The following is a 16,701-nucleotide window of genomic DNA, read 5'->3' as shown; positions in this document are numbered from 1 at the left end:
GGGTGGAGCAGCTCGGTAGCTCGCTGGGCTCATAACCCAGAGGTCGCAGGTTCAAATCCTGTCCCCGCTACTGAAGACTCAGGGCCCGGATCCTATGGATCCGGGCCCTGAGTCGCTTCTTGCGTATCTCGGGCGGCCCTTGGGCGGCGTTTTCGGCCACCAGGCCCACAGGAAGAGGGGGTGTGCCCGCCGGGCACGCCCCCTCTTCTGCGTCTGTGCTCAGGCGGCGGAACAGTTCGGGCAGACGCCGCGGTACGTCACCTCGACCGCCGAGATCGTGAAGCCGAAGCGCTCCGTGTCCGGCAGGTCCGCCAGCGGGTTGCCCGCCGGGTGGACGTCCCGGATGGCGCCGCACTGGGCGCACACCAGGTGCTGGTGGGGACGGTGGGCGTTCGGGTCGTAGCGCTTGGCACGGCGGTCCGTGGAGACCTCCAGGACCTCGCCGAGGGTGACCAGCTCGCCCAGCGTGTTGTAGACGGTCGCCCGGGAGATCTCCGGGAGCCGCTCCACCGCACGGGCGTGCACCTCGTCCGCGGTGAGGTGCACATGGTCACCGTCGAGGACCTCGGCCACGACGCGCCGCTGCGCGGTCATCCGCCATCCGCGTCCGCGCAGTCGTTCCAACAGGTCGCTCATGAGAACCAGCCTAACAGCCAAGGGACCTAGGTCCCGAACAGGTGTGACTTTGGAAGCTCACTTGACTTAGACAATGTCTATTGTACGATCGGCTACGGCATTAGCCAAGGGACAGGACTTGCAGGACATGACCAGGAGGCGCACGTGACGCAGGGACCGCTCACCACGGAGGCCGGGGCGCCGGTCGCCGACAACCAGAACAGCGAGACGGCGGGCGTCGGCGGTCCGGTCCTGGTCCAGGACCAGCTGCTGCTCGAGAAGCTCGCGCACTTCAACCGGGAGCGCATCCCGGAGCGTGTCGTCCACGCGCGCGGTGCGGGCGCCTACGGCACCTTCACGCTGACCCGCGACGTCTCGCAGTGGACCCGGGCGAAGTTCCTCTCCGAGGTCGGCAAGCAGACCGAGACGTTCCTGCGCTTCTCCACCGTCGCGGGCAACCTCGGCGCGGCCGACGCCGTGCGCGACCCGCGCGGCTGGGCGCTGAAGTTCTACACCGAAGAGGGCAACTACGACCTCGTCGGCAACAACACCCCGGTGTTCTTCATCAAGGACGCCATCAAGTTCCCGGACTTCATCCACACCCAGAAGCGCGACCCGTACACCGGTTCGCAGGAGGCCGACAACGTGTGGGACTTCTGGGGCCTGTCCCCGGAGTCGACCCACCAGGTCACCTGGCTCTTCGGCGACCGCGGCATCCCCGCGTCGTACCGCCACATGAACGGCTACGGCTCGCACACCTACCAGTGGAACAACGAGGCCGGCGAGGTCTTCTGGGTCAAGTACCACTTCAAGACCGACCAGGGCATCAAGAACCTCACCCAGGCCGAGGCCAACCGGCTCGCCGGTGAGGACCCCGACTCCCACCAGCGCGACCTGCGCGAGGCGATCGAGCGCGGTGACTTCCCGACCTGGACCGTGCAGGTTCAGATCATGCCCGCGGCCGACGCGGCGACCTACCGCTTCAACCCGTTCGACCTCACCAAGGTGTGGCCGCACGAGGACTACCCGCCGATCGAGATCGGCAAGCTGGAGCTCAACCGCAACCCGGAGAACATCTTCGCCGAGGTCGAGCAGTCCATCTTCAGCCCGGCGCACTTCGTGCCCGGCATCGGTCCCTCCCCGGACAAGATGCTCCAGGGCCGTCTCTTCGCCTACGGCGACGCCCACCGCTACCGCGTCGGCATCAACGCCGACCACCTGCCGGTGAACCGCCCGCACGCCACCGAGGCGCGCACCAACTCCCGTGACGGCTTCCTCTACGACGGCCGCCACAAGGGCGCGAAGAACTACGAGCCCAACAGCTTCGGCGGCCCGCACCAGACCGGCCGTCCGCTGTGGCAGCCGGTCCCGGTCACCGGCGGCACGGGCAACCACGCCGCCCCGGTGCACGCCGAGGACGACGACTTCGTCCAGGCGGGCAACCTCTACCGGCTGATGTCGGAGGACGAGAAGGGCCGCCTGGTCGAGAACCTGTCGGGCTTCATCGCCAAGGTCTCGCGTGACGACATCGTCGAGCGCGCGATCAACAACTTCCGTCAGGCCGACGGAGACTTCGGCAAGCGGCTCGAGGCCGCGGTCCAGGCCCTGCGTGGCTGAGGTCGCCTGCCGTTGAAGGAGAGGGCCGGACTCCCCTGTGGGGGAGGCCGGCCCTCTCGGCCTATCCGGCCAGCGCGGCGGGGCGCCGCCGCGCTGGGGTCCAGCAGCGGATGATGTCGCGTACGGAGACGATGCCGACGGGGCCGTCCCCGTCGAGCACGATCAGATGCCGGAAACCGCCGTGTGCCATGGCTTCCGCGGCCTCTTGCAGGGTCCAGCCGGGCGCCGCGAAGACGACGTCGGTGGTGGTGTGACTGCCGGCCGTTTCGATGTCGGGGTCCTGGCCGGCGCCGATCGCGTTGAGGATGTCGCGCTCGGTGAGAATCCCGAGCCCGCTGGTGTCGGTGTCGAGGACGACGGCCGCGCCGATGCGGCGCGCCGCCATCAGCCTGGCTGCCTGCCGGAGGGTATGGGCGGGTCCGATGGTGAGGACCACCGTGCTCATGGCGTCACGGACGAGCATGAATGGAGCCACCTCCTTGGTGAACCGTCCCCCAAGAGAACGGATTCACAAGTTCACAAGTGGGGGGACTCTCACAGTGGCAGCGCCGCGCGGGTTGAACAAGAGGGCGTGCGAGTCCCCGGCGGCGCCGGGTGCGTCGCCGGATGCGCCTGGGGAGCGCGGGCCGGTGGAGGGGCTCGGGATCCGGGCGCCCGGTGGCTCGTCGCGCCTCCGGGCGCCGTTTGGCGGCCCGCCTCAGCTGAAGGTCAGCCGCCCAGGTAGCTCAGCAGCTCGCCGTGGAGCAGGCCGTTCGAGGCCGCCGCGTTGCCGCTGTGCGGGCCGTGCCGGCCGTCGAGGCCGGTGAAGGTGCCGCCCGCCTCCTGGACCACGATCGCGGTCGCCGCCATGTCCCACAGCGACAGCTCCGGCTCGGCGCAGATGTCCACCGAGCCCTCGGCCACCATCATGTACGGCCAGAAGTCGCCGTACGCCCGGGTCCGCCAGCACGCGCGCGTGAGGTCGAGGAAGCCGTCGAGGCGGCCGCGGTCCTCCCAGCCGCTCAGCGAGGAGTACGCGAACGAAGCGTCCGACAGCTCGGCGACCTTCGAGACCCCGATCCGGGTCGCTGCGGACAGGCTGCGGCCCGTGTACGCGCCGAGCCCTTTCGCCGCCCACCAGCGGCGGCCCAGCGCGGGCGCCGACACCACACCGACGACCGGCTGGTAGCCGCCCTCGCCGGCCTCCATCAGCGCGATCAGGGTCGCCCAGACGGGCACCCCGCGTACGTAGTTCTTCGTCCCGTCGATCGGGTCGATCACCCAGCGGCGCGGACCGGTGCCCTCGATGCCGTACTCCTCGCCGAGGATCGCGTCACGGGGCCGGGCCCGCTGGAGCTGACCGCGGATCAGCTCCTCGGCGGCCTTGTCGGCCTCGCTCACCGGTGTCATGTCGGGCTTGGTCTCGACCTTCAGGTCGAGCGCCTTGAACCGGTCCATCGTGGCGGCGTCGGCGGCGTCCGCGAGGACATGGGCCAGCCGGAGATCGTCGTGGTAATCGGCCATGGCGGCAGCCTATCCCGCTGCGGTACGACGACTCCCGGGGGCTATTGACAGTCCGTGTCCGTCCGTCAACTCTGTGCGCAGACACACCGTGCGTCCAGCAGCACGGTCGGGAGGCGACGATGCCCACAGCGCGTGAGGCACTGCTGAACGCCGCTCTCGCGGCCCTGGCCACCCTGCCCTGGTCCGGCGTCCGCATGGTCGACGTGGCCGCGCGGGCCGGGGTCTCGCGCCAGACCCTCTACAACGAGTTCGGCAGCAAGGAAGGGCTCGCCCGCGCCCTCGTACGGCGCGAGGCGGACGCCTATCTGTACGGCGTGGACCGGGTTCTCGCGGAAGACCGGGCCGAGGCCGCCGACCGCCTCGCCGACGTCGCCGAATGGATCGTCGGCCAGGCGCACACCCGGCCACTGCTGCGCGCCCTGCTCACCGGCTGCTGGGAGGAACGTCTCCCCACCCCCCGCCCGGCCCGCCGGGCCACCTTCGCGGTCGCCGTCCCGGCCCAGCGCCGTGCCGACGCGGGCACCCCCGCACCGGCCGAGCTGGCCGAGGCGGTACGGGACCGGTCCCTGGCCGCGTTGCACGGCTCCGCCGACGCGTACCGCTGCGAGCTGGCCGTCCGCCTCGCGCTGTCGTACGTCCTCGCGCCCGGCGCGGACGGGGTCGGTCAGCTCGTCCGTACCGCCGTCCGGGCGACCGCCGATCGGGGGAACCCTGGGGTCAGTGGGACGAGCCCGACAGCTGAAGGCCAATGACACCGACGATCACCAGCGTGATCGAGACGATCTTCAAGGTGGAGACCAGATCGCCGAGGAAGACCATTCCGTAGATCGCCGTCCCCGCCGCCCCGATGCCGGTCCAGACCGCGTACGCCGGACCGACGTCGAGCCGCCTCAGGGCCAGCGTCAGCAGACCGAAGCTGCCGATGGCGAAACAGGCGAACGCGATGGTGGGCCAGAGGCGGGTGAAACCGTGGGAGAGCTTCAGACAGATCGCGAAGCCGGTCTCCAGGAGACCGGCGACCACCACCAGCAGCCACGCCATCTCAAGTCCTCCCACGCTCTCGGTGACTGCTTCGTCTCGCTTGGCTCGCTTGGATCAGTTGGTGCGAGTATGCACTTACCAAGGGGAGGTAACCGCAAACGTGCGCGAGTCAGTCGCCCTCGCGTCGTTCGCGGGTCGCGAGCAGCCGCCGCAGTGAGTACAGCCGGGCCGGATCGGCGTGGCCCTCCTCCACCCAGGCGTCCAGACCGCAGTCCGGCTCGTCGTGGCTGCAGGCCCGCGGACAGTTCTCGGTGCCCGCGACGAGATCGGGGAAGGCGAGGATCACCCGGGACGGCTCGACGTGGTTCAGCCCGAACGAGCGCACACCCGGGGTGTCGATGACCCAGCCCCCACTGCTCAGCGGGAGGGCGAGGGCCGAGGTGGTGGTGTGGCGGCCGCGGCCCGTGACGGCGTTCACCACGCCCGTCAGCCGTCGCCGGTCCTTCGGCACCAGCGCGTTGACCAGCGTCGTCTTGCCGACGCCGGAGTGCCCGACGAAGGCGGTGGTACGGCCCTTCAGGTGCTCGTGTACCCGGTCGGCGGCCACACCGTCCACAAACTCGTCGTGGGTCGTCACCACGTACGGGACGCCCAGCGCGCCGTACATCTCCAGCAGCTGGTCCGGCGGAGCCAGGTCCGACTTGGTCAGCACCAGCAGCGGCTCGAGACCGCCGTCGTACGCGGCGACCAGGCAGCGGTCGATCAGCCGGGGCCGCGGCTCCGGGTCGGCGAGCGCGGTGACGATGGCGAGCTGGTCGGCGTTGGCGACGACCACCCGCTCGAAGGGATCGTCGTCGTCGGCCGTACGGCGCAGCACCGAGGTGCGCTCACCGATGCGGACGATCCGGGCGAGGGTGTCCTTCTTGCCGGACAGGTCACCGACGAGTTCGACCCGGTCGCCGACGACGGCGGCCTTGCGGCCCAGCTCACGGGCCTTCATGGCCATCACGACGCGGTCGTCGACCAGGCAGGTGAGCCGTCCCCGGTCCACGGTGAGGACCATGCCCTCGGCGGCGTCCTCGTGCTTGGGGCGGATGGAGGTACGAGGCCGGTTGCCCTTGGGGTTGGGGCGCTGGCGGATGTCGTCCTCGTCGGTGTGCTTGCCGTAGCGGCGCATGTCGTCAGGCCTCGAGCATTCCGGTCCACATCTGCGGGAAGTCCGGCAGGGTCTTCGCGGTGGTCCCCACATTCTCGATCCGGACGCCGTCCACGGCGAGTCCGATGATCGAGCCGGCGGTCGCCATGCGGTGGTCGTCGTACGTGTGGAACACCCCGCCGTGCAGCGGGCGCGGGCGGATGTGCAGGCCGTCCGCGGTCTCGGTGACGTCGCCGCCGAGTTCGTTGATCTCCTTGGTGAGCGCGGCCAGCCGGTCCGTCTCGTGCAGGCGCAGATGGGCCACACCACGCAGTGTGGAGGGGGAGTCGGCGAGGGCGGCGACCGCGGCGATGCCCGGGGTGAGCTCGCCGACCTCGCTCAGGTCGACGTCGATGCCGTGGATCCGGCCCGTACCGGTGAAGGTCAGGCCGAGGTCGGTGAGCTCGCAGGAGCCACCCATCTCGGTGAAGATCTCGCGCAGCGCGTCACCGGGCTGGGTGGTCCGCTCGGGCCAGTCCGGGATGGTCACCCGGCCGCCGGTGACCAGCGCCGCGGCCAGGAACGGCTGGGCGTTGGAGAGATCGGGCTCGACCGTCAGATCGCGGCCGAGCAGCGCGGACGGGGCGACCCGCCAGACGTTGGGCTCGCCACCGGTCTCCGGCTCGTCGACCTGCGCGCCGACGCTGCGGAGCATGTCGACGGTCATCCGGATGTGCGGCATCGAGGGCAGCCGGGCGCCGGTGTGGCGCACCTCCACCCCCTGGTTGAAGCGGGGCGCGGAGAGCAGCAGGGCGCTGACGAACTGGGAGGACGAAGAGGCGTCGATCTCCACCGGGCCGCCGTCCAGGACGCCGCCGCCGTGCACCGTCATCGGCAGGCAGCCGCGGTCGTCGTCGTCGATCCGGGCGCCCAGCGTGCGCAGCGCGTCGATGACACCGTTCAGCGGGCGCTCGTACGCGCGGCGGTCGCCGTCGAACCGGACCGGCCCGTCGGCGAGCGCGGCGACCGGCGGCAGGAAGCGCATCACCGTACCGGCGTTGCCGACGTCGACCGTGGCGGGGCCGTGCAGCCGGGCGGGGATGATCCGCCACGCCTCGCCGGTGCCGTCCGGGCCCACGCCCTCCTCGATGCCGACGCCCAGCGTGCGCAGGGCCTCCGCCATCAGGAGCGTGTCCCGGGAACGCAGCGGCCGGCGCAGCCAGCCGGGCTCCGCAGCGAGGGCGGCGAGGACCAGGGCGCGGTTGGTGACCGACTTGGACCCGGGCGCGGTGACGGTCGCTGTGACGGCTCCGCTCGCGGACGGGGCGGGCCAGAGGTCGGGGTGCACGGAACTCTCGGTCATGCCCTCACTTTAGTGGGGGGCACACGCACTACAGTCCCAGCAGCCAGCGCCCGCCGCCGATCAGCGAGCAGAGCGACACCGCGTGGAAGAGGAACAGCCACAGCAAGGGCGGTACGTGGGTGAGCCGGGCGAGCTGGTCGGCGTCGGAGTCGGGGGCGCCGCCGTGGCGGCGTTTGGCCTGGAGCTCGAAGGTCGGCCGGACCCCGCCGAGGAGCAGGAACCACACGGCGGTGTAGGCGAACCCGGACTGCACGTCCGGCTCGGTGAGCCAGGAGACCAGGAGGAAGGCGGCACCCGTGAGGATGACGCTCAGCGCCCCGTACGCGTTGCGGATCATCACCAGCATGGCGAGCAGGAGGGCGGTGGCCAGCCACAGCAGCAGCGTGATCCTGTGGGCTGAGAGCAGCCACGCGCCGCCGAGGCCCAGGAGCGGCGGGGCGGTGTAGCCGGCGGCGGCCGTGAGGATCATGCCGAGGCCGGTGGGGCGGCCGCGGCTGACGGTGAGCCCGCTGGTGTCGGAGTGCAGCCGGATGCCGTCCAGCCGGCGCCCGGTGACCAGGGCGATCAGGCCGTGGCCGCCCTCGTGGGCGATGGTTATCGCGTTACGGGAGAGCCGCCATATCGCGCGCGGCACGACCGCGAGCAGGGCGGCGGCCGCAGTGGCGAGGACGAGCCACTGCTCGGGGGCGGGCTGGATGCCGAAGACGTCGGACATTTGCTGGACGGGCTCCTGGGCTCGGCGCGGATCGTGGCAGTGTGGCACGTATGTGCGGACGGTATTCAGCGAGTCGTCGGCCCGAGGATCTGGTGGGGCTCTTCGAGGTCGAGAAGTGGGAGCCGGAGGAGACTTTGGCACCCGACTGGAACGTGGCCCCGACCAAAGAGGTCTACGCGATCCTGGAGCGCCCTCTGAAAGACGCGGATTCACCTCGTCCGGTTCGCCAGATGCGGGTGCTGAAATGGGGCCTCGTCCCTTCCTGGTCGAAGAACCCGGAGGGCGCGGCCCGCATGATCAACGCGCGGGCCGAGACGCTGACCGAGAAACCCTCCTTCAAGCGAGCCTTCTCCGCCCGGCGCTGCATTCTGCCCGCGGACGGCTACTACGAGTGGGTGACCGGCGTCCAGGAGCGGGAGCTGGAGGTCGAGGGCAGGAAGAAGCGGCCGCGCAAGCAGCCGTATTTCGTGACCCCGGCGGACGGCTCGGTCTTCGCGATGGCCGGTCTGTACGAGTTCTGGCGCGACCGGACCCTGCCGGACGACCATCCCTCGGCGTGGTGGGTGACCTGCTCGGTCATCACCACCGAGGCGGAGAAGGGGCCGCTCGGGGTGGCCCCCGCGGAGGGCCCCGGCTCCCTCGCCGACATCCACCCGCGGATGCCGCTGATGCTGACCCCGGACCGCTGGTCGGCGTGGCTGGACCCCTCGCGCACCGAACCCGAGGAGCTGCGCGACCTGCTCCAGGCACCCCCGGGGGGCCTGATGAGGGCGTATCCGGTCGCGACCGCCGTGAGCAACGTCCGCAACAACGGACCGGAGCTCCTGACGGAGCTGGAGGGCCCCGAGGTGGGCACGCTGTTCTGAGCTCCGGCCCGGCCCGCCGGGCACGCGGCAGTATGGAGGCGTGACCAAGAGCGAGATCGTTTCGACCGGCACCGGAGACGCGCGCATCACCTGGCACCCCGCCCGGAAGCCGCGCCTCGTGCTGGCCCTCGGCCATGGCGCCGGTGGCGGGACCGAGGCCCGCGACCTCCAGGCCCTCGCCGCCGAGCTGCCCGCGGACGGGGTGAGCGTCGCCCTCGTCGAGATGCCCTGGCGGGTGGCCGGGAAGAAGGTGGCGCCCGCGCCCAAGACCCTGGACGCCGGATGGCGCGAGGTGTGGCCGGCCCTGGCGAAGGGCGCGGTCCCGGTCGTGGCAGGCGGGCGCAGCGCCGGGGCGCGGGTCGCCTGCCGCACCGCGGCCGAGCTCGGGGCCCGGGCCGTCCTCGCGCTCAGCTTCCCGCTGCACCCGCCGGGCCGGCCGGAGAGCTCCCGCGCCGGGGAGCTCCTCGGCGCCGGTCTGCCGACGCTCGTCGTCCAGGGCGGAAACGACCCCTTCGGCAAGCCCGGGGAGTTTCCCGATGGGACCTACACCTTTGTCGAGGTTCCATTCGGCGACCACTCGTTCGCCGTGCCCAAGCGCGCCCCGCTCACCCAGGACGACGCACTCGGTGTGATCACCGAAGGCGTTCGGAAATGGATCGGAACTCTCCGGGAATGATGCGAGCGGCCCTTCTGTTGCAACGGGTGCATCGGAAGAAAGAGCTTTGGAGAGGGAGCCCGTCGCATGAGTTCGACCATCTGCCCGAGCCGCTCGCGCACCGCTGACCTGGACTGGACGGTGCTGCCCGCGGCCAAGACCGCCCCTATTCGGGCGGCGGGCGGAGCGGTTCCTCGTCTATCCTCCGAATCGAGTGGGTCCGCATTCGGATCCGCCACATCGTTGGAGGAGGTGGGTCCGGTCACTGGGACCGACACAGGGACCGACAACGGCCCCGAGGAGACGGCCGCCGAGCGCAATGCGCGTTTCGAACGGGACGCTCTCGGATACCTCGACCAGATGTACTCCGCGGCGCTGCGCATGACGCGCAATCCCGCCGACGCGGAAGATCTGGTGCAGGAGACCTACGCCAAGGCGTACGGCTCCTTCCACCAGTTCCGTGAGGGTACGAACCTCAAGGCGTGGCTGTACCGGATCCTGACCAACACCTTCATCAACTCGTACCGCAAGAAGCAGCGCGAGCCGCAGCGCAGCGCCGCCGAGGAGATCGAGGACTGGCAGCTCGCCCGGGCCGAGTCCCACATGTCGACGGGTCTGCGGTCGGCGGAGTCGCAGGCTCTCGACCACCTGCCCGACTCCGACGTGAAGGAAGCGCTGCAGGCGATCCCCGAGGAGTTCCGCATCGCCGTCTATCTGGCGGATGTCGAGGGCTTTGCGTACAAGGAGATCGCGGACATCATGGGTACACCCATCGGTACGGTGATGTCCCGACTGCACCGGGGCCGCCGCCAGCTGCGCGGCATGCTCGAGGACTACGCCCGCGACCGCGGGCTCGTGCCCGCGGGCGCCGGAGAGTCGTCGAACGATCTGAAAGGCTCGGGCTCATGAGCTGCGGAGAGCCGCACGAGACGGATTGCAGTGAGGTACTCGACCATCTCTACGAGTTCCTCGACCATGAGATGCCCGACAGCGACTGCACCAAGTTCGAGTCGCACTTCGAGGAGTGCTCCCCGTGCCTGGAGAAGTACGGGCTCGAGCAGGCCGTGAAGAAACTGGTCAAGCGGTGCTGCGGTCAGGACGACGTGCCGACCGACCTCAGGGCCAAGGTCATGGGCCGGATCGACCTCATCCGCTCCGGGCAGATCGTTCCCGACCACGACGTGTCGGCACCGACGCCTCAGGAGACCTGAGCGCGCGGCGCGCGGGCCCCGGCCCCGCGCCATAGCAGCCCCCATCACCCGATGGTGCTAATCGGCTGTTACCCGCCGTGATGCTGTGCCCAAGTCGCTAGCGTGACGCGGGTGATGGGGATTCCTGGAGCCGCCCGCGCGTACATCGGGTGCGTCGTGGCCGGCGCCGTGGTCTGCGCGCTGCCCGTCCTCGGGCCCGACGCGCGCGGCTCCTGGGGAGCCGTCGCCCTGCTGGCCGGGCTGTACGCCGCCTGCGAGCTGCCCGCCCGATGCCCGTTCCTCGGCCGGACCCAGGTCGGGTCGGTGCCGGCCGGTACCGGCTCCTTCTTCCCCGTACTCCTCGCCGCCGCGCTGCTCCTGCCGCCCGCCGGGGCCGCGGCCGTCGCCCTGCCCGGAGCGCTGCTTGCCCGGGTCGACCAGCGCCCGGCCCTGCCGCGCCGGATCTGGCGGGCCGGCCGTCTCGCCCTCGCCGCCTGGGCCGCCGCGCAGGCCGCGGCGCTCCTCGGCGGTCCGGCCGCCCTCGGCGGCGGCTCGGGCGCCCCGGACTTCCCGTACGTCCTGCTGCCCGCCGCGGTCTCGGCGTGCACCTTCAGCCTCGTCCTCGCGGTGCTCGACGGCGGCATCCGCGTCACGGCGGAGCGGCGGCCGGTACGCACCGCCTGGCAGGGGCTGCTGTGGCCCTCGCTCGCCCCGCACGCCGTGCACGGCCTTGCCGGGCTGATGATGGCCGTGCTCTGGCGCAGCGCCCACGGGCCGGTCGCCGCGCTGTTCGTGCTGCTGCCGATGTACATCACCTGCTGGGTCTTCGCGCAGTACCACCGCGAATGGGCCGCGCACCAGGCCACCATCCGGGCGCTCGTGCAGGCCGTCGACCTCAAGGACCGCTACACCCGGGGCCACAGCGAACGGGTCGGCCGGGCGTCCGTCCTCATCGCCCGCGAACTGGGCATGGACGAGGGACGCCTGGAGGTCCTGCGCTTCGCCGGGATCCTGCACGACGTCGGCAAGCTGGGCGTGCCCACCCGGGTGCTGCGCAAGGACGGGCCGCTGACGCCCGAGGAGCGGCGGATCATCCAGCTGCACCCGGAGTACGGGCACGAGATCGTGCGGGGCATCGGCTTCCTCGGCGAGGCGCGTTCGGCGATCCTCCACCACCACGAGCGGATGGACGGCAGCGGCTACCCGTACGGGCTGAGCGGGACCCAGATCCCCGAGTTCGCGCGCGTGGTCGCCGTCGCGGACGCCTTCGACGCGATGACCTCCACCCGCTGCTACTCCCGGGCCCGGCCGGTCGGCACGGCGATCGCCGAGCTCCGGCGGTGCGCGGGCAGCCACTTCGACCCCCGGATGGTCCGCGCGCTGGTCCGCGCCCTCGACCGGCACGGCTGGCAGTCGGACGTCACCGCCGACGAACCGAGCGGGAACGTTCCGCCACCCCGGCCCACCGCGAAGCCGGCCGCCCCCGCCTCTGCCCCCGCCCCGCTGCCCGCCCCGCACCCCGGGGCCCGGCCATGACCCCTCGCTACGCGCGCGTGGCGGCCCCGGTTGCCGTGGTGTACGGAGCCGCCGCCCTCCTCACCGCCGGCGGGCTCGGCCACACCCTGTGGTGCGGGGTCGACCAGCGGGGCACCGCTCTCGCCTTCGGGGTGCTCATCGCCGTCGGCGAGCTCGCCCGCTGGGGCTCCGCGCCCCTCCCCGGCGAGCTGGGCGGAAAGGAGCCCGCACCGCTCGGGGCCGCCGGGGCGCTCGCGTACGCCCTGCTCGGCGAGAGCGCGGGGGAGCCCACCACCCACGGCGTGCTCCAGGTCGTCTCGGTGGTCGTGGCCGGGGCCCTCGCGGGGAACGTCCTCCATGTCGCACGGGGCCGCGAACCCGCCCTCGACCATGTCGCCCGCCGGGTGCTGACCGTCGGCTTCGCCGCCGTCTGCTTCCAGCCGCTCTACAACACCGGCCTCGTCACCCAGCACATCGGCCACGGCCCCCTCTACGCCCTCTTCCTGCTGGTCCTGCTGGTGCTGACCGCCCTGTGCGACGCCGTCCTCGCCGCCGTGATCCAGCGCGCCCGCACCGGCTACCCCTACGGCCCGCTCCTCCGCGACCAGCTGCGCGCCCTCCTCGGCATCGGCTCCGCGGTCTGCGCCACCGGCGCGGTGATGGCCCTCGGGGTCGCCGCCGCCGGACTGTGGGCGCTGCCCGTCTTCTGCGTACCGCTCCTCCTCACCCAGCTCGCCTTCCGCCGGTACGCCGCCGTCCGCGAGGTCAACGGCCAGACCATCGCCTCGCTCGCCCGCGCCACCGAGATCGCCGGGTACACCCCGGCGGGGCATGCCCGGCGTGTGGCGGCTCTCAGCGGGGCGGTCGGCCGGGAGATGGGCCTGTCCGGAGCCGAGCTGACCGTGCTGGAGTACGCGGCCCTGATGCACGACATCGGTCAGCTCTCGCTCGTCGACCCCGTTCCGGAGGGTGCCACCGCCCTCCTGCCGGTCCCCGAGCAGCGGCGGATAGCGCTGCTGGGCGGGGCCGTCGTCCGCCAGACCGGCGTGCCCGCGGCCGTCGCCGTCGTCGTGGAACGCCAGGCCGACCCGTACCGAGAACAGCCCCTGCCCGCCCGGATCGTCCGCGCCGTCAACGCGTACGACGATCTTGCGGGGGACACCGCGGCGGGCGCTCTGAAGGCACTCGAACGGCTCAGGCTCGGCACCGCCCGGGACTACCAGCCCGAGGTCGTCGAGTCCCTCGCCAGAGTGCTGGCCCGGGGCGGCGTCGCCCCCGGTCGACCTGGGTAACCCATGGGTAATGAGCGGGCGTCCGACCGGGCATGGTTGGATGCGAACAAGAGGGTGACAGAGTTGTCGAGGGTTCCCTCGGGCCTGAACCCGAGCGACCGGCAGGCGGGAATCGTGAGGATCTTCGGGAAGGTACGGCATCGGCCCTCCGCCTCGTGGCGGCAGGCCACCGACCGCGCGTTCACGCTGATCGGCGACGGCCGGTACGAGGACGCGGGCGCGCTGCTGACGCGTGCGGCGGACCTGGAGCCCTGGCTCTCCGAGTCCTGGTTCAACCTGGCGCTGCTGCACAAGTTCCGGCACGACTGGGAGCAGGCCCGCGCGGCGGGGCTGCGCGCGGTCGCCCTGCTCGACAAGGAGACCGGCGCCCCCGACTGGTGGAACGTGGGGATCGCCGCCACCGCCCTGCAGGACTGGCCGCTGGCCCGCCGCGCCTGGCAGGCGTACGGCCTGAAGGTCCCCGGAGCCTCCGCCGGCACCGGTGAGCCGGCCGGGATGGACCTGGGCAGCGCGGCCGTGCGGCTCTCCCCGGAGGGTGAGGCCGAGGTCGTGTGGGGCCGCCGTCTCGACCCGGCCCGGATGGAGGTCCTCTCCATCCCGCTGCCGTCCTCGGGCCGCCGCTGGGGCGAGGTCGTGCTGCACGACGGTGTCCCGCACGGCGAGCGCACCACCTCCGCCGGGCCTTCGTACCCCGTCTTCGACGAGATCGAGCTGTGGGCGCCCTCGCCCGTGCCGACCTGGGTGGTCCTCCTGGAGGCCGCGACCGAGGCCGACCGGGACGCCCTTGAGCAGCTGGCCGCGGACGCCGGGTTCGCCGCGGAGGACTGGTCCTCCTCGGTGCGGCTGCTGTGCCGGGCCTGCTCGGAGTCGACCATGCCCAGTGCCGAAGGCGAGGGCGAGCACCTCGACCCGCACGACCACAGCGAACCGGGCCACCCGGGGCCGCTCGGCCACCGCTCCCCGGGCGAGCTGTGGGTGCCCGAGCGCGAGTGCGGCATCGCGGCGCCGGCCGGTCTGGTGCGCGGGCTGCTCGACGGATGGGTCGCGGACAGCCCCGACAGTCGTGAGTGGCGGGATCTCGAAGAAGTCTGCTGACCGCTGGCCGTAGGCTGTACGGGACCACTGACTGGGGTGTTTGAGGAAGGCGTGCGGCCCAATGGCGCAGCAGGAGACGGACGAGCAGGTGAACGACGGCTTCGTCGTCGACACGGAGGACTGCGAGGCGCGTGAGCTCGCGTACCGCGAGCGCGGTACGGCGCGGCCGATCACGGTCGTGGGCAACCCGGTCCTGCACAAGGAGTGCAAGGACGTCACGGAGTTCGACGACAAGCTCGCGGCGCTGATCGACGACATGTTCGCCAGCCAGAAGGCGGCGGAGGGTGTGGGGCTTGCCGCCAACCAGATCGGCGTGGACCTCAAGGTCTTCGTCTACGACTGCCCCGACGACGAGGGCGTGCGGCACACCGGTGTCGTGGTCAACCCCGTGCTCCAGGAGCTGCCGGCCGAGCGCCGGATCCTGGACGACTCCAACGAGGGCTGCCTCTCGGTCCCGACGGCGTACGCCTCGCTGGCCCGCCCGGACTACGCCGAGGTCCACGGCCAGGACGCCCAGGGCAACCCGATCAAGGTGCGCGGCACGGGCTACTTCGCCCGCTGCCTCCAGCACGAGACGGACCACCTGTACGGCTACCTGTACATCGACCGGCTCTCCAAGCGCGACCGCAAGGACGCGCTGAAGCAGATGGCCGAGGGGACCCCGCGGTACGAGACCGTCCCCAACGACTGACGTACGTACGAAAAGGGGCCCCGCTCGCAGTGCGAGCGGGGCCCCTTCGTGCACTTCTTGGCGGGACCTAGAAGCAACGCCGTTCAGTTAAGGGCGGGTGTGGGGCGTCAAGGGCTGCTTGTGAGCATGGTGATGCTGATGGTGGCTTTGTAGGTGGTGCGGTCGATGGCGGGTCCGCGTGCGTTGTATTTGGAGATCGCGCGTTTGACGATGCGGTCTTTGGTGCGGATCCGCCGGGTGGGCAGGAGGTGGGCCAGCACGTTGCGGCCGATGGCTCCGACGAGGTCGATCTCGGTGTCGGCGGTGATGCCGGCGGCTAGGACGAGCTGGTCGCGTGCGGCGGCGAGGGCGGTGGTGAAGCCGGCCCGGTCCGGGTCGGTGCCCAGGACGCTGTCGGTGGCATCCGTCATTGCGGTGCGTAGGGCCTGGTAGGCGGTCAGCAGGGCCCAGACCTCCTGCTCGATGCCGGCCGGGGTGCGGGCCCGCAGGACGTGTCCGCCCAGGATCGTGGACTTCAGCTCCGCGTAGGCCGTCTCGATCTCCCAGCGCTCGTGGTAGAGCCGGAGGAGTTCGCCGGCCGGGTGCGTGGACGGGTCGGTGAGGGTGGTCAGCAGCCGGTAGTGGCCGGTGCGGGTGCCCTGGGCGGTGCGGATGCTGATCTCGGCGTCGATCACGCGTACGGTCAGCGCTCCGAGGCGGGCCAGTGTCGAGCCGTCCCGGCAGCGGGCCACCGGTGGCAGGTTCCGGCCGGACTTGCAGCGCACCAGCAGGTCCGCGCCGGTGGCGGCGAAGTGGTTCAGCAGTGCGGCGGCAGCGAAGTTCCGGTCGGCCAGCAGCAGCATCCCGGCCCGTAGATCCACCGCCAGGCGGCGGGCGTACTCCAGCTCACCGGTGGCAGCCGGACCGAACACGGCACCGATCACCGACCGGGTCCCGCAGGCCACCAGAGCGGCCAGCCGCAGTTGCGGGTAGCCCGAGATCCCGTTGCCGAGCCGCTGCCGGGTGAACACCGCGAGATTGGCCTCACAGTCCGGGACCGACAGCAAGGTGCCGTCGACCGCCACGACCCGCAAACCCCGCCACCACCCGGCCGTCGCGGCCGTGGCCGCAGGGCCCCTGACCAGGTCGAACAGGGCTTTCATCGGTGCCGGTCCCAGCCGCTGGCGGGCCTGTCGTAACGCGCTGCCGCTGGGCCGGGCCAGCGCAAGGCCCGCCAACCCCGCACACAGCCGGTCGAAGATCTGCCGGTAGCCCAGCCCGGTGAACAGCGCTCCGGCCAGCAGCAGGTAGACCGTCACCCGTGCCGGCACCAGCCGAACCCTGCGCTGCACCGCACCAGTCCGAGCCAGCACCTCGTCGACCATCTCGAACGGCACGATCCGGGTCAGCTCACCGATATGACCCGGCGCGAACACCCCGGCCGCTACCCCACCCGACCTCGATATGGCAGCCTGTTCCAACAGCGGAG

The 16,701-nt window shown here is 71.6% G+C and carries 18 protein-coding genes and 1 tRNA gene; 11 read left to right on the top strand and 8 right to left on the bottom strand.

Going from position 1 to position 16,701, the window contains the following annotated elements; genetic code table 11:
- Positions 1-67: transfer RNA gene (locus IEZ01_RS18045), tRNA-Met, on the top strand.
- A 152-nt stretch (positions 68-219) separates the two neighbouring features.
- Here the strand turns inward: IEZ01_RS18045 and IEZ01_RS18040 are convergent.
- Positions 220-636: a Fur family transcriptional regulator gene (locus IEZ01_RS18040; RefSeq protein ID WP_028797954.1), complete on the bottom strand. Its 417-nt coding sequence runs from the start codon at positions 634-636 to the stop codon at positions 220-222.
- A 144-nt stretch (positions 637-780) separates the two neighbouring features.
- On the opposite strand from IEZ01_RS18040, the gene IEZ01_RS18035 reads away from it, so the two are divergent.
- Positions 781-2,232 carry a catalase gene (locus IEZ01_RS18035; protein ID WP_019889292.1) on the top strand — a complete coding sequence of 484 codons (1,452 nt, stop codon included), beginning with the start codon at positions 781-783 and terminating at the stop codon, positions 2,230-2,232.
- Between the two features lie 61 nt (positions 2,233-2,293).
- Here the strand turns inward: IEZ01_RS18035 and IEZ01_RS18030 are convergent, their stop codons facing one another.
- The gene (locus tag IEZ01_RS18030) at positions 2,294-2,695 is read right to left on the bottom strand and encodes a CBS domain-containing protein (protein ID WP_019889294.1); all 402 of its coding nucleotides are present in this window, start codon (positions 2,693-2,695) and stop codon (positions 2,294-2,296) included.
- A 245-nt stretch (positions 2,696-2,940) separates the two neighbouring features.
- Positions 2,941-3,735: a histidinol-phosphatase gene (gene hisN / locus IEZ01_RS18025; RefSeq protein WP_019889295.1), complete on the bottom strand. Its 795-nt coding sequence runs from the start codon at positions 3,733-3,735 to the stop codon at positions 2,941-2,943.
- 119 nt (positions 3,736-3,854) lie between these two features.
- Here hisN and IEZ01_RS18020 point away from each other — a divergent pair, with 119 nt between their 5' ends.
- On the top strand, positions 3,855-4,487 hold the full coding sequence (locus tag IEZ01_RS18020) for a TetR/AcrR family transcriptional regulator (RefSeq protein WP_189202589.1): 633 nt from the start codon (positions 3,855-3,857) through the stop codon (positions 4,485-4,487).
- Here IEZ01_RS18020 and IEZ01_RS18015 read toward each other — a convergent pair.
- From IEZ01_RS18015 to IEZ01_RS18000, 4 genes are all read right to left on the bottom strand, one after another.
- Positions 4,453-4,776, bottom strand: coding sequence for a DMT family transporter (locus tag IEZ01_RS18015; protein ID WP_019889299.1), 324 nt, complete (start codon positions 4,774-4,776; stop codon positions 4,453-4,455). The genes IEZ01_RS18020 and IEZ01_RS18015 overlap by 35 nt on opposite strands.
- A 109-nt stretch (positions 4,777-4,885) precedes the next feature.
- Positions 4,886-5,893, bottom strand: a complete 1,008-nt coding sequence (gene rsgA, locus IEZ01_RS18010) for a ribosome small subunit-dependent GTPase A (RefSeq protein WP_019889300.1) — start codon at positions 5,891-5,893, stop codon at positions 4,886-4,888.
- Between the two features lie 4 nt (positions 5,894-5,897).
- Entirely contained in the window at positions 5,898-7,214 is a 1,317-nt protein-coding gene (gene aroA / locus IEZ01_RS18005; protein ID WP_189202587.1) for a 3-phosphoshikimate 1-carboxyvinyltransferase, read from the bottom strand.
- A 28-nt stretch (positions 7,215-7,242) separates the two neighbouring features.
- Positions 7,243-7,929: a M50 family metallopeptidase gene (locus IEZ01_RS18000; protein WP_189202585.1), complete on the bottom strand. Its 687-nt coding sequence runs from the start codon at positions 7,927-7,929 to the stop codon at positions 7,243-7,245.
- 50 nt (positions 7,930-7,979) lie between these two features.
- On the opposite strand from IEZ01_RS18000, the gene IEZ01_RS17995 reads away from it, so the two are divergent.
- From IEZ01_RS17995 to def, 8 genes are all read left to right on the top strand, one after another.
- Positions 7,980-8,795, top strand: coding sequence for an SOS response-associated peptidase (locus IEZ01_RS17995; protein WP_189202583.1), 816 nt, complete (start codon positions 7,980-7,982; stop codon positions 8,793-8,795).
- A gap of 40 nt (positions 8,796-8,835) precedes the next feature.
- Entirely contained in the window at positions 8,836-9,471 is a 636-nt protein-coding gene (locus tag IEZ01_RS17990) for an alpha/beta hydrolase family protein (protein WP_189202581.1), read from the top strand.
- A gap of 231 nt (positions 9,472-9,702) precedes the next feature.
- Positions 9,703-10,359: a sigma-70 family RNA polymerase sigma factor gene (locus IEZ01_RS17985; RefSeq protein WP_019889306.1), complete on the top strand. Its 657-nt coding sequence runs from the start codon at positions 9,703-9,705 to the stop codon at positions 10,357-10,359.
- Positions 10,356-10,661: a mycothiol system anti-sigma-R factor gene (gene rsrA / locus IEZ01_RS17980; protein ID WP_019889307.1), complete on the top strand. Its 306-nt coding sequence runs from the start codon at positions 10,356-10,358 to the stop codon at positions 10,659-10,661. The genes IEZ01_RS17985 and rsrA overlap by 4 nt, the downstream gene beginning before the upstream one ends.
- A gap of 111 nt (positions 10,662-10,772) precedes the next feature.
- Positions 10,773-12,176 carry an HD-GYP domain-containing protein gene (locus IEZ01_RS17975; protein WP_373287633.1) on the top strand — a complete coding sequence of 468 codons (1,404 nt, stop codon included), beginning with the start codon at positions 10,773-10,775 and terminating at the stop codon, positions 12,174-12,176.
- Complete coding sequence (locus tag IEZ01_RS17970; protein WP_189202579.1) at positions 12,173-13,447, top strand: HD-GYP domain-containing protein; 1,275 nt, start codon at positions 12,173-12,175, stop codon at positions 13,445-13,447. Before IEZ01_RS17975 ends, IEZ01_RS17970 begins: the two co-directional genes overlap by 4 nt.
- A 114-nt stretch (positions 13,448-13,561) precedes the next feature.
- Positions 13,562-14,542 carry a tetratricopeptide repeat protein gene (locus tag IEZ01_RS17965; RefSeq protein WP_019889310.1) on the top strand — a complete coding sequence of 327 codons (981 nt, stop codon included), beginning with the start codon at positions 13,562-13,564 and terminating at the stop codon, positions 14,540-14,542.
- Positions 14,543-14,603: 61 nt separating this feature from the next.
- On the top strand, positions 14,604-15,233 hold the full coding sequence (gene def / locus IEZ01_RS17960; protein WP_019889311.1) for a peptide deformylase: 630 nt from the start codon (positions 14,604-14,606) through the stop codon (positions 15,231-15,233).
- A 107-nt stretch (positions 15,234-15,340) separates the two neighbouring features.
- Here the strand turns inward: def and IEZ01_RS17955 are convergent, their stop codons facing one another.
- On the bottom strand, positions 15,341-16,693 hold the full coding sequence (locus tag IEZ01_RS17955) for an IS4 family transposase (RefSeq protein ID WP_052185656.1): 1,353 nt from the start codon (positions 16,691-16,693) through the stop codon (positions 15,341-15,343).
- Positions 16,694-16,701 lie beyond the last annotated feature (8 nt).

The sequence above is a fragment of the Streptomyces purpureus genome, assembly GCF_014648195.1.
Classification (GTDB): domain Bacteria; phylum Actinomycetota; class Actinomycetes; order Streptomycetales; family Streptomycetaceae; genus Streptomyces; species Streptomyces purpureus.
This window is presented reverse-complemented; position numbering and strand designations above follow the sequence as displayed.

Bases quoted from the DNA above. Each gene is read 5' to 3' on its own strand.
- IEZ01_RS18040 (WP_028797954.1), bottom strand. From the start codon at position 636: ATGAGCGACCTGTTGGAACGACTGCGCGGACGCGGATGGCGGATGACC.
- IEZ01_RS18030 (WP_019889294.1), bottom strand. From the start codon at position 2,695: ATGCTCGTCCGTGACGCCATGAGCACGGTGGTCCTCACCATCGGACCC.
- hisN (WP_019889295.1), bottom strand. From the start codon at position 3,735: ATGGCCGATTACCACGACGATCTCCGGCTGGCCCATGTCCTCGCGGAC.
- IEZ01_RS18020 (WP_189202589.1), top strand. From the start codon at position 3,855: ATGCCCACAGCGCGTGAGGCACTGCTGAACGCCGCTCTCGCGGCCCTG.
- IEZ01_RS18015 (WP_019889299.1), bottom strand. From the start codon at position 4,776: ATGGCGTGGCTGCTGGTGGTGGTCGCCGGTCTCCTGGAGACCGGCTTC.
- rsgA (WP_019889300.1), bottom strand. From the start codon at position 5,893: ATGCGCCGCTACGGCAAGCACACCGACGAGGACGACATCCGCCAGCGC.
- aroA (WP_189202587.1), bottom strand. From the start codon at position 7,214: ATGACCGAGAGTTCCGTGCACCCCGACCTCTGGCCCGCCCCGTCCGCG.
- IEZ01_RS18000 (WP_189202585.1), bottom strand. From the start codon at position 7,929: ATGTCCGACGTCTTCGGCATCCAGCCCGCCCCCGAGCAGTGGCTCGTC.
- IEZ01_RS17995 (WP_189202583.1), top strand. From the start codon at position 7,980: ATGTGCGGACGGTATTCAGCGAGTCGTCGGCCCGAGGATCTGGTGGGG.
- rsrA (WP_019889307.1), top strand. From the start codon at position 10,356: ATGAGCTGCGGAGAGCCGCACGAGACGGATTGCAGTGAGGTACTCGAC.
- IEZ01_RS17970 (WP_189202579.1), top strand. From the start codon at position 12,173: ATGACCCCTCGCTACGCGCGCGTGGCGGCCCCGGTTGCCGTGGTGTAC.
- def (WP_019889311.1), top strand. From the start codon at position 14,604: ATGGCGCAGCAGGAGACGGACGAGCAGGTGAACGACGGCTTCGTCGTC.